The 13,192-nt window shown below is 64.2% G+C and carries 7 protein-coding genes; 4 read left to right on the forward strand and 3 right to left on the reverse strand.

Annotated features, from left to right (window positions below):
• The 3 genes from ACIQ09_RS03180 (at nt 1) to ACIQ09_RS03190 (ending at nt 5,362) form a co-directional block, all read left to right on the forward strand.
• Nucleotides 1-3,144 carry an efflux RND transporter permease subunit gene (locus ACIQ09_RS03180; RefSeq protein WP_398305986.1) on the forward strand — a complete coding sequence of 1,048 codons (3,144 nt, stop codon included), beginning with the start codon at nt 1-3 and terminating at the stop codon, nt 3,142-3,144.
• A complete protein-coding gene (locus tag ACIQ09_RS03185) occupies nt 3,144-4,568 on the forward strand; it encodes an efflux transporter outer membrane subunit (RefSeq protein WP_398305989.1) in 1,425 nt (474 codons plus the stop codon). Before ACIQ09_RS03180 ends, ACIQ09_RS03185 begins: the two co-directional genes overlap by 1 nt.
• A gap of 374 nt (nt 4,569-4,942) precedes the next feature.
• Nucleotides 4,943-5,362: an ACP phosphodiesterase gene (locus ACIQ09_RS03190; protein WP_398305992.1), complete on the forward strand. Its 420-nt coding sequence runs from the start codon at nt 4,943-4,945 to the stop codon at nt 5,360-5,362.
• A gap of 258 nt (nt 5,363-5,620) precedes the next feature.
• Here ACIQ09_RS03190 and ACIQ09_RS03195 read toward each other — a convergent pair whose 3' ends face one another.
• Nucleotides 5,621-6,523: an IPTL-CTERM sorting domain-containing protein gene (locus ACIQ09_RS03195; protein ID WP_398305995.1), complete on the reverse strand. Its 903-nt coding sequence runs from the start codon at nt 6,521-6,523 to the stop codon at nt 5,621-5,623.
• A 409-nt stretch (nt 6,524-6,932) separates the two neighbouring features.
• Here ACIQ09_RS03195 and ACIQ09_RS03200 point away from each other — a divergent pair, with 409 nt between their 5' ends.
• On the forward strand, nt 6,933-7,529 hold the full coding sequence (locus ACIQ09_RS03200) for an ACP phosphodiesterase (RefSeq protein WP_398305998.1): 597 nt from the start codon (nt 6,933-6,935) through the stop codon (nt 7,527-7,529).
• A gap of 175 nt (nt 7,530-7,704) precedes the next feature.
• Here the strand turns inward: ACIQ09_RS03200 and ACIQ09_RS03205 are convergent, their stop codons facing one another.
• Together ACIQ09_RS03205 and ACIQ09_RS03210 are read right to left on the reverse strand one after the other, a co-directional pair.
• Nucleotides 7,705-11,745 (reverse strand): hypothetical protein, encoded by a 4,041-nt coding sequence (locus ACIQ09_RS03205; RefSeq protein ID WP_398306001.1) that lies wholly within the window; start codon nt 11,743-11,745, stop codon nt 7,705-7,707.
• A gap of 4 nt (nt 11,746-11,749) precedes the next feature.
• A partial coding sequence (locus ACIQ09_RS03210; protein ID WP_398306004.1) for an ATP-binding protein occupies nt 11,750-13,192 on the reverse strand: 1,443 nt, incomplete at its 5' end.

Raw genomic sequence — 13,192 nt, forward strand, 5'->3', positions numbered from 1 at the left:
ATGGCCCGCTTCTTCATTGACCGCCCGATCTTCGCCTGGGTCATCGCCATCGTGGTGATGCTGGCCGGTGCCCTGTCCATCAGCCGCCTGTCCCTGGAGCAATACCCCGACATCGCCCCGCCCAAGATCACCATCTCCGCCAACTACACCGGCGCCTCGGCCGAGACCATCGAGAACTCGGTGGTGCAGGTCATCGAGCAGCAGATGAAGGGCCTGGACCACCTGAGCTACATGTCGTCGAACAGCAGCTCGGCGGGCAGTGCCCAGATCACCCTGACCTTCGAGGCCGGCACCGACCCGGACGTGGCCCAGGTGCAGGTGCAGAACAAGCTCAAGCAAGCCGAGTCGCGCCTGCCCCAGATCGTGCAGAACCTGGGTGTGTCGGTGGCCAAGACCGGCACCGACTTCCTGATGATCGTGTCCATGGTGTCGGACAACCCGCGCACCACGGCCATCGACATCGGCGACTACATCGCCACCAGCCTGCTCGATCCGGTGAGCCGGGTCGAGGGCGTGGGCGACGTGCAGGCCCTGGGTTCCGGCTACGCCATGCGCATCTGGCTCGACCCGGCCCGGCTGCAGAAGTACGCCCTGATGCCCGCCGACGTGAAGAGCGCCATCCAGGCCCAGAACACCGAAGTCACCGCCGGCCAGATCGGCGGCCTGCCGGCCCGCGGCGGCCAGCAGATCAACGCCACCATCACCGCCCGCAGCAAACTGCAGACGCCCGAGCAGTTCGGCGCCATCGTCCTCAAAACCGGCACCGACGGCGCGGTGGTGCATCTCTCTGACGTGGCCCGCATCGAACTGGGCGGCGAGAGCTACGACGTCAGCGTGCAGTACAACGGCAAGCCCTCTGCCGCCATCGGCATCAAGCTGGCCGCCGGCGCCAACGCGCTGCAGACCGCCGACCGGGTGAAGACCAAGCTCGACGAGCTGTCGCGCTTCTTTCCGGCCGAGATGCAGATGAAGACCGTGGTGGCCTACGACACCACGCCCTTCGTGCGCATCTCCATCGAGGAGGTGGTCAAGACCCTGATCGAAGCCATCGTGCTGGTGGTGCTGATCATGTACCTCTTCCTGCAGAACCTGCGCGCCACGCTGATTCCGGCCATCGCCGTGCCGGTAGTGCTGCTGGGCACCTTCGGGGTGCTGGCGGCCTTCGGTTACTCCATCAACACGCTGACCATGTTCGGCATGGTGCTGGCCATCGGCCTGCTGGTGGATGACGCCATCGTGGTGGTCGAGAACGTCGAACGCATCATGAGCGAGGAGGGCCTGTCGCCCCGGGAGGCCACCCGCAAGTCCATGGGCGAGATCACCGGCGCGCTGGTGGGCATTGCCCTGGTGCTGTCGGCGGTGTTCGTGCCCATGGCCTTCTTCGGCGGCTCGACGGGGGTGATCTACCGTCAGTTCTCCATCACCATCGTGGCGGCCATGCTGCTGTCGGTGCTCGTGGCCCTGACCCTCACCCCGGCCCTGTGCGCCACCCTGCTCAAGCCCGGCCACGTGCATCGCACGGGCTTCTTTGCCTGGTTCAACCGCGGCTTCGACCGCAACAGCCGGCGCTACGAGGGCGGCGTGGGTGGCCTGCTGAAGCGCGGCGGCCGCGCGGCGGTGGTGTATGCCCTGCTGCTGGGCGCCCTTTCGGTACTGTTCATGCGCCTGCCCACCTCCTTCCTGCCGGAAGAGGACCAGGGCTTCGTGATCGCCATGGTCCAGCTGCCAGCCGGCGCCACCAAGGAGCGCACCACGGCAGCCGTCAGCGCCCTGGAGCAGTACATGCTGCAGCAGCCCGAGGTGGCCGGCCTGGTCAGCATCAACGGCATGGGCAACGGCGGCAACGCCCAGAACTCGGGCCGGGCCTTCATCAAGCTGAAGGACTGGAGCGAGCGCGAAGACCCGGCCAGCGCCGCGGCCGCCTTTGCCCGCCGCGCCACCCGCGACCTGTCGGCGGTGCGCGATGCGCAGATCTTCGTGATCCTGCCGCCGGCCATCCGCGGCCTGGGCAGCAGCAGCGGCTTCGACGTGGAGCTGCAGGACCTGGGCGGCATCGGCCACGACAGGCTGGTGGAGGCCCGCGAGCAGTTCCTGGCCCTCGCCGCCAGGGACCCGGCCCTCAGCAAGGTGCGCAAGAACGGCCTCGACGACACGCCGCGCTTCCACCTCGCCATCGACGACCAGAAGGCCGGCGCCTTCGGCCTGGCCATGGCGGACATCAACGACACCCTCTCCACCGCCAGCGGCGGCACCTACGTGAATGACTTCATCAACAAGGGCCGCGTGAAGCGGGTGTATCTGCAGGGCGACGCCCCCGCCCGTGCCATGGGCGAGGACCTGGCCAGCTGGTACGTGCGCAACGGCGACGGCGGCATGGTGCCCTTCTCGGCCTTCTCGGCCAGCCACTGGACCATGGGCTCACCCGTGCTTGAGCGCTACAACGGCATGTCGGCCTTCGAGATCGTCGGCGAGCCGGCCGAGGGCGTCAGCTCCGGCACTGCCATGGACGCCATCGAGAAGATCATCAAGCAACTGCCCGAGGGCATCGGCTTCGAATGGACGGGTCAATCCTTCCAGGAGCGCCTGTCCGGCGCCCAGGCCCCGCTGCTCTACGCCATCTCGGTGCTGGTGGTCTTCCTGTGCCTGGCGGCGCTGTACGAGAGCTGGTCCATCCCCTTCTCGGTGATGCTGGTGGTGCCCCTGGGCGTGCTCGGCGCGGTGCTGGCAGCCAGCCTGCGCGGCCTGTCCAACGACGTGTATTTCCAGGTCGGCCTGCTGACCACCGTGGGCCTGTCGGCCAAGAACGCGATCCTGATCGTGGAGTTTGCCAAGCAGTTGCAGGACGAGGGCGCCGGCCTCATCGACGCCACCCTGCAGGCCGTGCGCCTGCGCCTGCGCCCCATCCTGATGACCTCCCTGGCCTTCGCCCTGGGCGTGCTGCCCCTGGCCATCAGCACCGGCGCCGGTTCAGCGAGTCGTGTCGCCATCGGCACCGGCGTGCTCGGCGGCATGATCAGCGCCACCGTGCTCGGCCTCTTCTTCATCCCGCTGGCCTTCGTGGCGGTGCGCCGGCTGTTCGCCCGCCCGGCCCCCACGCCCACCACTCCCACCACGCCCGCCATCACCTCCCAAGGAGCGCAATGATGAATCTGCGTACCCTAAGCCTCACCCTGCTGCTGGCCGGCCTGCTTGGCGGCTGCGCCACCCTTGCCCCCGACTACACGCGCCCGGCCGCCCCGGTGGACATGCGCTGGCCAACCACCACCACCGCCGCCGACCAGCCGGGCGTGGCAGATATCGGCTGGCGTGACTTCTTCGTCGATACCCGCCTGCACCAGCTGATCGGCATGGCCCTGGCCAACAACCGCGACCTGCGGGCCACCGCCCTGGCCATCGTCAAGGCCCGCGCCCAGTACCGCATCCAGCGCGCCGAGCTGTTTCCGGCGGTGAGCGCCGACGCGGGCACCACCGCCCGCCGCACGCCGGGCGAGCTGTCGGGCAACGGCCAGGCCGTCACCAGCCGCAGCCACAACGTGGACCTGGGCATCGCCAACTGGGAGATCGACCTTTTCGGGCGCCTCCAGAGCCTGCGCGACCAGGCCCTGGAAACCTACCTGGCCAGCGAGGAAACCCTGCGCAGCACGCGCATCAGCCTGGTCGCCGAAGTGGCCGGCGCCTACCTGACCCTGTCGGCCGACACGGCCCTGCTGCAGCTGGCACAGGAAACCCTGACCAGCCAGCAGCGCAGCTACAGCCTCACCCAGAAGCGCGTCGAGCTCGGCGTGGGCACCGAACTGGACCTGCGCCAGATCGAGACCAGCGTCGAGACCGCCCGCCGTGACGTGGCCGCCTACACCGCCCAGGTCACCATCGACCGCAACGCGCTGGTGCTGCTGGTGGGCGCCTCGGTGCCGGACACCCTGCTCCCGCCCGCCGGGCTGGACAGCGTGACGGCCCTGCGCGCCCTGCCCGCCGGCCTGCCCTCCGCCGTGCTGCAGGAACGCCCGGACGTGCTCGCCGCCGAACGCCAGCTGCGCGCCGCCAACGCCAGCATCGGCGCCGCCCGGGCGGCCTTCTTTCCGAGCATCAGCCTGACCGCCACCGCCGGCACCGCCAGTACCAGCCTGGGCGGGCTGTTTGCGGCGGGCTCGGGCGCCTGGACTTTCATCCCCCAGGTGAGCCTGCCCCTCTTCAACGCCGGCGCCAACCGCGCCAACCTGCAGGCCGCCGAGGCCGACCGGGACATCGCCCTGGCCAGCTACGAAAAGACCATCCAGAGCGCCTTCCGGGAGGTGGCCGACGCCCTCGCCCAGCGCGCCACCCTGGACGCCCGCCTGGACGCCCAGCAGAAGCTGGTGGACGCCAGCGCCGCCAGCTACCGCCTGTCGGAAGCCCGCTATCAGAAGGGCGTGGACAGCTACCTCAGCGCCCTCGACGCCCAGCGCAGCCTGTACGCGGCGCGCCAGGGCCTGGTCAGCCTGAAGCTGTCGGCCGCCGCCAGCGCCGTCACCCTCTACAAGGTGCTGGGCGGCGGCGACCTGGAGCGCAGCGCAGCCGCCGCCCTTTAACCGGATCGCCTCCGTCTGATGCATCGCCTGACGGTCGATGCGGCCTCTCCGCAGGGGGCGACTCGTAGGGGCGACTTGTAGGGGCGACTTGTAGGGGCGACTTCAGTCGCCCACCACGCGTCGATCACAGGCATGCCGTCTGTCAAAGTCCGCGGGCGACTGAAGTCGCCCCCACAGTCCCTCCAGCCGCCCTCAGCGCCTCCAATAGACCCCGTCAGCTTCACCCAGTGGGCGATCCGGCCGAGGGAAACCAGGCCACCGCCAGCATCGGGTAAGCGACCGTTTCAGAGAGGACTTCAGCCCTCGCCGCAGACTCATGGACGCTGACTGCCTGGAATTCGGCCTGCCGCGCCCCCGCCTTAATCGGCAATTCCGTGAAGGGCCCGCTGCAAGCCCGACCGGCCTGGCTGGGTGCCGCGCTGGCCGACGGGGTGATGCTGCTCCGGCGCATCGACAGCTTCGCCGACACCCACCCGGCCTTCCGGCGCAGCCGGGCACGGGTGAGCGAAGTGCGCCGGCGCTTCGGCGGAATCATGGTGGACATGTTCTACGACCACTTCCTGGCCGTGCATTGGCAGCGCTTCAGCGCCGAGCCGCTGGTCGCCTTCACCACCGAAACCTACCGACTGATCAACGCCCACGACGCGCCCCTGCCGGCCAGCACCTGCTCGCCGACTTTGGTCGCACCGGCGAAGGTCCCCACCCCTTCACCCTGGCCAGCGTCTGAAACCCCAGCGACGGCCGGCGGCATCGGCGTGGGGCAAGGCATCGCCCTGGTGCTCGAACGGACGTGATCCGCACAAGGCAGGCGACGGGGCTACGCGCCAGGGCGGAACCCACGGCATTCCACCCGCAATCCTTGCAGCGAATCTGCCGTATATGCCCCGTCCCGTCATGGGTCAAGGAGCAATCCATGCCCGGGCATGCCGCTCAGTTTCAGCTCCCGCTGCCGGGCTTGCGCTGAGCCGACAAAAGGGCCATGGACCAGAAAGTGCAACGACCCTCTATCGAGGGTCGTTGTTGGTTTCGAGAATCCAGCGTCGAGCTGCGGGTCAATCCTGCCCGCGACGTCGCATGACGACCAGCGTGCCAGCCGCCATCAGGCCCGACAGAATCATCATGCCCCACTGATTGAGGGAGGGAACAGCAACCGTCGCGTCGGGCCACGTGAAGCTCACCGAGCCGTTTCCGCCGCCAACCCCACCCGGGCCACCGTTGGTGCCGGCCGCGTAGCTGTCACCGCCGGTCGAACCGCCGGCACCACCCCCGCCACCGCCAAAAGCACCGGGGTCACCGCCGCCGCCACCGCCGCCGTAGCCACCACCGCCACCGCCGCCAGTCGAACCGCCTGCGCCACCGGTACCACTCCCGCTGCCGATGCCTGCAACGGGAGCGAAAGCGGTACTGGCCCCGGCACCGCCGTCACCACTGCCGCCCGCAGTCCCCCCCGGGGCGCCAGCCCCAGGAGCGCCACCAATACCGCCATTGCCGCCCGCACCACCGGCAGCCCCGCCACCGCCCGAGCCACCTGCTGCAGTCCCGCCGGCGGCACCGGCTCCACCGGCACCGAGATCGCCCGCGCCACCACCGCCACCCGCGATGATCAGGACCGGACTACCACCCGCCGTGCCCGTGATGTTGGTAGAACCGCCGCCCGCACCGCCGTTGGCGCCCGCACCGCCGCCACCGCCGACAAACAGCGTGAGCGTTTCCCCGCCGGTCGTGGTGAGCACCTTGGTGACCACCGCACCAGCACCACCGGCGGCAAATCCGTTGAAACTGCTGCCCGCCCCGCCCCCGCCGGTGGCGACGACGGTTACCGATGTCACCCCGGCCGGTACCGTCCACGTGGTCGCTCCCGGAGTCGAGAAGCTGGCCGTCGCGCCATAGGCGCTGCTGATAGAAAACGCTGCCGCAAGGGCAAGCGTCAGGGGGATACACCGATTCAAAGTCATACGTTCTCCTCTTGTCCCAGCCGGGTGAAAAACCGTGAAAAAATTCCTCTTGATAGCGGCATAGCCACGAAGACCTTGAGCAGTCGAAAGGGATTTCTTGAACGTCATGCCCCCGTACCCAATCTCGGTGCACGGGTTGGCGAACGAAGATCGTTGATTGTGGGAGACGTCCGTCACCCTTCGGGCGTTGATCGGAGTCTGCCGACACATGGAGCCCCCCATCACCCCTCCGGCAGGTCAAGATGTGGTATCACCTTCAAAGCCCCTGGTGATCCTCGCAGGAGTGGGCGGAAGAATCTGCGCAAAGGCCGACACCTGGCCAGCAACACGCAGAGGAGAGGAAACTCACCCGGAGACACCCGCCTCTTTCCGACCGCATCCCGACACGACAGCGCCCCCCCAAGCCTCCATGAACTACCTCGCCCACGCCCTCCTCGCCGGCCCCCTCGCCACCGATCGTGTCGGCGGGGTGGCCGGCGACTTCGTGAAGGGCCTGTTGCAACCCTGCCCCGCGTGGCTGGACCCGGCCCTGGCCGAGGGCGTGCGACTGCACCGACGCATCGACAGCTTCGCCGACACCCACCCCGCCTTCCGGCGCAGCCGGGCACGGGTGAGCGACACAAGAAAGCGCTTTGGCGGCGTACTGGTGGACATGTTCTACGACCACTTCCTGGCCGTGCACTGGCACCACTACAGCCCCGACCCCCTGACCGACTTCACCGCCGAAACCTACCGCCTGCTCGCCACCCGGCTCGACGCCCTGCCCGCCCCCTTCGCACCAGTCTTTGCGCGCATGGCCGCCCACGACTGGCTGGGCAGCTACCGCGACACCGCCAACGTGGCCCTCGCCCTCGACCGCATGGCCCACCACCGGGCCCGCCAACCCAACCCCCTGGCCGGCGCTGGTGAGGAGTTGCTGGCGGCTTACCCGGGGTTTGAGGCGGATTTTCTGGATTTCTTTCCGGATGCGCTGGTGTTTGCGGACGAGGTACGCCGGCGGCGGTGAGGGGACTCAACGGCCCTGAACAGGGCCATTCACGAACCCGGGATCCCTCGGCCAATACAGCACAGTCATGGTTGGCGTCAGCTAACCGGCCCGAACTCGGGCTCGACTTCCGGTTGTCGAAGGCGGGGAAGATGAGGGCCTTGGCGAGTAAGAGTCCGCATCTCCGAAACGGTCTCTACCTGCTTGCAGGCCAACTGACGTCCAGAACCCGAATAAATATGCGCCGCCTCTCTTCCGGATTGAGCAGCGCCTCAAGGCGGGTCTGAAACTCATCCGGCGAAACAGGCTTCTTGCCTCCGTCCCTGCTTGCGGGCAAATCACCCTTGCCAAACCAAAGAACCAGATAAACCCCGTAACCCGCGGCTTTGGTCGTGCTCGCATACTGAGCCATCAATTGCGTTCGCACTGCAGCCCATAGCTCCCGGTTGTCGTCGCGCTTGATCTCCAAAGGTAGTTGGAACTCATTTCGATAAGAAATGAGGATGTCGGCTCGCTTGTCATTGGCACAATCGCCTTCCGGTTGGCAATCGATACCGAAAGGCCCCAATGCGAAGCGAAGTCGCGTCAGCAATACGTCGCGGCAGAGATTCTCTTCGCGCTTGCCGGTCGGCTTGCCGCTTTCGACATTCCAGAAAGCGCGAAAGCCATCGTCGTTGTCACGCCGGATTTTGTTAGCGATCTGGTCTAGGACATCGAGCGTCAGAGCGGCCAAGTCGGTCATATTAGCCGGCCCCTGATTGGCCAGCACGCTGGCCACGCTTTGCAGGGACGGAAAACGGAAAGCACCTTCACGCTGCTTCAGTTGAAGCTGATACCTAGCATTGTCCAGCGCATATTTCAGTTTTCCCAACGCGGGAACGGCGAGCAAGCGATCAATCTCCCGTGCCGCCTCCTGGGTAGCCAGGGCTCCGAGACGAGTCACCATCGCGTGGACATTTTCCCCCAACTGCATGGGCCCCGTGACAAGGCCTGAACGACGTTCCAGTTCGGCGTGCGGTGCAAGCAATTCGATTAGCCTGCTTAGTGTGACCGCTGACAATTGGTAGTCATTGTTCAAACCACTGTACCGATCGCTGACAAAGGCGCACAGGTGACTGGCACGGACCCAAGCCTTGCCGATGTATTGCCAAAGCTCGGATTCATACTGCGGCGGATCAATCAACATGCCGGCGGTCAGCCAATAGACCTTTTGGGGAACGTCCATCGCTTTCGAAGCCAACTTCCGCCCCAGAAGTCCCTTCAGCTGTGTGGGGACGTAACGCAAGGCAGCCTTCAGGAGATTATCGAGATACGACAACTGAACGGATTTAATGCGAACCGGAAAGCTCGTCAGCAAGGGGATGACCGCCAGCTCTGCCACCGCCTGATAGTCGGCGTCGTTGGCGAGCACATACAGACCGTAGACGTAGTCTTGCCTGGCCTTGAGGGTTGCGGCGGCATAGATGACCAACACCTCCGCCACCAAGGCTGGGCGGGTGCGCACGAGATATGAGAACCATGCCGGCTCATTTCCGGCGCCATAGGTCAGGCGGAAAGCCAGCATAAGACGCAGTTGCTCTTCGCTCAGGCAATCGACGAATGATTCCCCAGCGCGCCAACGCAACTCCATGCCAACCAGACAGGGATTGCGGATGTAATGTTCAGTCCGCTTGGTGCTGAGATCGACGATTTCCTCCACGGTAGGGAGATCACTGCGCTCTGGGCAATGGAAGAATCCGGCCTCGGCGGCCTCCAGTACCTCTCGGCCGTTGTCGCAATAGCTGTCGAATCTCTCCTGCACCGTGCTGCCATGCGTATTGAAGTAGTGATCCAGCCACACCCCTGCTAACTCGTGCATGACGCCCGGCGGTGCGGTGCCGTTTTGAATTGTTTCCAGGTGCCTGGATATGGCGATGGCCTTGCCGCGTTTTTGCCCCGCGCTTTCAAGTTTGCGTGTTTTCGCTCTGACTGCCTCTTCCTGACGCCATTCGGGAATCTCCCAAGCCAGCATCGAATCCAGCCAATGCCTGCGTCCGGGATTGGCCTCGCCCCAGGCCTCGATCTTCTCCAGCGATAAGTCAGCGCAACCGATTCCGAACATCAAGGCGCGAACGGCTTCATATAGATGTTGCTCAGCCAATCCATCATGGATTGTCAGAGATGCCTGCTCAAGATGCCACAAGCCGATGTCGTCAGGTGGTGGTGCACCGTGGAGCCGGTGCTCTTGATTGAACAAACAGAGCCTGATGTGCTCCGCTGATTCGCAGTGCCGATAGCAGAGTCCGAGGATCGCCTTGTAGCGCTGGGGACGAGCGCCAAGCCAGGAGGAAATCGACTGCCGGTGTTCGCTCTCCCACCGGCTTTCTCCATCCCGGTCGGCGCCTATACCCAGCCACGCATACAGCCGTTCGTCACCAATATGGTCGCCATGGATCTGGAGCGCTCGGCTGAGGAGGGCTCCGAGCATTCGATACCAATCGAAGCGCAAAGCCATTTCATCGGACACCACCAAGTCGGTACGTCCGGCAAGTTGGTCGAGCAGAATCGGCAAGTCGGCTTCCGGGGCCGACCTCGGAAGGATGTATCGCCAGAATGTTGCGTAACGGCCCCCGACGAGCTTGCGCTCCTTCGGTGGATGCAAGTAGCCAAGTAGTTCTTTCGCGGGGATTTGCCCCGGATACAGCGCAGCCAACAGAACGCCGGTCAGTTCGTCGTCGGCCTCGCTACCCTGTCCGAAGCGAAGCGTATCCAGCAAAGCGATTGATTCGTCGGCTGAAGGCGAGTGCCTCAACCAGGTTTCGAGTGCTTGCCGTCGAATTCCGGGCCACCGGCCAGGGTCAAGGACAATCGCCTTGAGCGCCGGCCCCAACCCGGGAATCGGTTCAGCTTCGCCTAGAACATCCAATACACAGGCTGTCATCGACTGACTGGCATCGTCCCGTTTCTGTCGTCCCAGGATGGCGGCGAAGTCATTCGTCAGTCCCTCGTCCGCCAGCGCACCGAGTTGTCTGACCGACGGAATCTCCCAACGATAGTAGATCTGCGCTTCTGCCTCCCGCTGCAAACCGATAAGCAAGCCGCGCTTATCGATTGCAGACATTGGCTTCACATCGCCATAGAGGATGACGGTAAGCGGATCGGCGTCGATTAAACGCTGTCGTGCTGCTTGGCAATGCAAGGCCAACCATCCATACAGGCCCCGCAGACCGGACACTGTCCGTTTATCCAATCCCAGAAATAGATTCAAGACGCGCCCCAAGGGCAAGCCTTGGCGGTCGATCCGTTCCGCCAGCCACTGGGCGGCAAGAAATTCGGCGATGCTCCGATGGCCGGGAACAAGGCGCTCAGGTACATCGGGGGCCGGACGGAACAGTTTTCGGGTCGTCGCCACCCGGGCGACGGAAAGATCGGCAGGAGCAAAATCATCAACAGTCGGATAGTGCTCATTGGCACTTTCCCGATCCAGCGCGATTCCCGATTTATCGGAAAGCAGCATTACGGCGAAAAGCTGCCCCGCTGCCGCCAGGATCTCGTCAACAAGCGTAGGCGTTGCGCGGGCGTGCGCACGATGTTGCTTGGAGTCTTCGTCCGCGAGCTTGCGACAGGCAAGCCGGAATGTTTCCAGTCGAGTCGTCGGCCATTGACCGTCACGAATTGCCTCGGCGAGAAGGCCCAAAGTCTGGGGGTTATCCAACAGGCCTTCGACTCCGCGCAGGCGCGCGTTCTCGACAAACGCATCCGGGTCGGCTACCCCGTGGTTCTCGCGCAGAATCGCTTCAACATCGCTTTTGGTCAGGGGGTCGAGCACGTAGACGCCTAGTTGGCCGTCTTGAGAAAGATCACTAATGGCCTGGCTGTCCGTCGAACCAAACCAATCGGCGGCGCGGCACGCAATGCGAAAGCGGGGGCTGCCGAGTTTTCTTAGATGTGCTCGTAGGTTGAGCAAGGTGGAGGTATCCCCTCCGCCGGCTCGCGTTTCGTCCAGGCCGTCCAGGTAGAGCGTCTTTCCATGCCATGCTGGGTCAGGCTCATCACTCAGAAACCGGGCGATTGACATGAAGACCCCTTCCGTCGCCAGGGCTTCCATCTCGAAGGCTTTGGACTTTCCTGCCCCGGGCTCCCCCAACAAGACCCAGGCCGCCAGCCCACGCAGTTCTTCCAGGCGGACCGGCCCATATTCCCCGGCGTCTACTTGAACATCCGAGTACTTGATGGCGCGACGAGGCACGAACACCATGGTCCTACTCCAGCCAATGCTCGGCAGGTTGTAGCAGGAATTCGGCAAGGGAGACGCCGCCCTCGCCAACGATCATGGTTCTGGCGCCCTTGAACTTTTCGGCAAAGGTCTCGAGCCCCCTTGGTACGGCGTACCGGGCACCGCTCTTCACTTCAATGCCCAGAATTCTTCTGCCATTCGTGAGCACGAAATCGACTTCATGGGGGCTTTCCCGCCAATACTGAACCATCGAGTCTTCCGACGCGGTGTTGATCAAGTGGGCGCCAACGGCGCTCTCCACCAGCCTGCCCCAATAGCTGCGGTCACCATATGCCTCGGCGAAGGAATATCCCGCCAGGGCGGAAACCAACGCGGTGTTGTGGACATTCAGCTTGGGACTGGATGCACGCTTGCGGAAAGCTTGTATGGCAAATTTCGACAAGCCGCTCAAGAGCCCTGCCTGGGACAGCAATTCCAGGTAGTGCGCCAGCGTCGTGGTATTCCCTGCATCGGCCAACTGCCCGCGGAGCTTGTCATAAGCAATGATTTGCCCCGAATAGGCACCGCACCCCAACTCGAACAGGGCTTTCAATAGCGCAGGCTTGTCCACCCTTGTGATCTGCAGGATGTCTTTCTGGATGTTCGGTTGGATGAGGGCCGTCCGAACGTAGTGTCTCCAGCGCGACTCGTCACGGATCATGCTCGCGCTGCCGGGGTAGCCGCCGAAATAGATGAATTCGTCGAGTGAAAGATCGAAAGCGGCCTGCATCTCCTCATACGACCAGTGCGTCATGCTGATGGGCTCATAACGCCCTGCCAGACTTTCGGTCAGTCCCTTCTGCATCAACCACGGAGAGGAGCCGAGCAAGATGACATGCAGGGGTAGATTCTCGGCGCGATCGGCATCCCACAATCCTTTTACGATCTCGGACCAACGCGGAATTTTCTGGATCTCATCGATAGCAAGAACGTAGTGAGACCCCTCCGGCAACAGCCTCGCCCTGGCGCGTACCTGCATCCACTGTTGGATAAGCCATTCCGCATTCGCCGGTGCTGATGCCAGGAGCTGGGTCGAGGCTGTCGCACTTTGAGTATCAAAGGGATCACCCACCTCCTGTACTGGGCGATCTGCCGCGATGAAGCGGGACGCCCCCTGATAGTCAGTCAACACCTGTCTGACCAAGGTCGTCTTGCCCACTTGGCGAGGCCCGCTCACCACCACCATGAATCTTGGAGGTTCGTGAAGGCGTTGGCGTAAGGTGTTGATTTGCTTGCGCTCGAAGGTCATTTTCAAATACTGAGTAAATTTACTCAGTATGTTAAGCATTCGTTGACGCGAAGGCAACAAACTAACGGGCGCCTCGAAAAACCTCAGCTCGCCCACCCTTGGTAAAATTACATCGTCCTGAACCCTGCTGCAGCTTATCGCGATGAAACAGCGTAGTGCCATCAAGACGGACCTGTTTGC

The sequence above is a fragment of the Zoogloea sp. genome (assembly GCF_044344315.1).
Taxonomy (GTDB): Bacteria; Pseudomonadota; Gammaproteobacteria; order Burkholderiales; family Rhodocyclaceae; genus Zoogloea.

What these genes read in the sequence shown, in the direction of transcription:
- ACIQ09_RS03200 (WP_398305998.1), top strand. Translation starts at nt 6,933, where the DNA reads ATGAACTACCTCGCCCACGCCCTCCTCGCCGGCCCCCTCGCCACCGAT.
- ACIQ09_RS03180 (WP_398305986.1), top strand. Translation starts at nt 1, where the DNA reads ATGGCCCGCTTCTTCATTGACCGCCCGATCTTCGCCTGGGTCATCGCC.
- ACIQ09_RS03195 (WP_398305995.1), bottom strand. Translation starts at nt 6,523, where the DNA reads ATGACTTTGAATCGGTGTATCCCCCTGACGCTTGCCCTTGCGGCAGCG.
- ACIQ09_RS03185 (WP_398305989.1), top strand. Translation starts at nt 3,144, where the DNA reads ATGAATCTGCGTACCCTAAGCCTCACCCTGCTGCTGGCCGGCCTGCTT.
- ACIQ09_RS03205 (WP_398306001.1), bottom strand. Translation starts at nt 11,745, where the DNA reads ATGGTGTTCGTGCCTCGTCGCGCCATCAAGTACTCGGATGTTCAAGTA.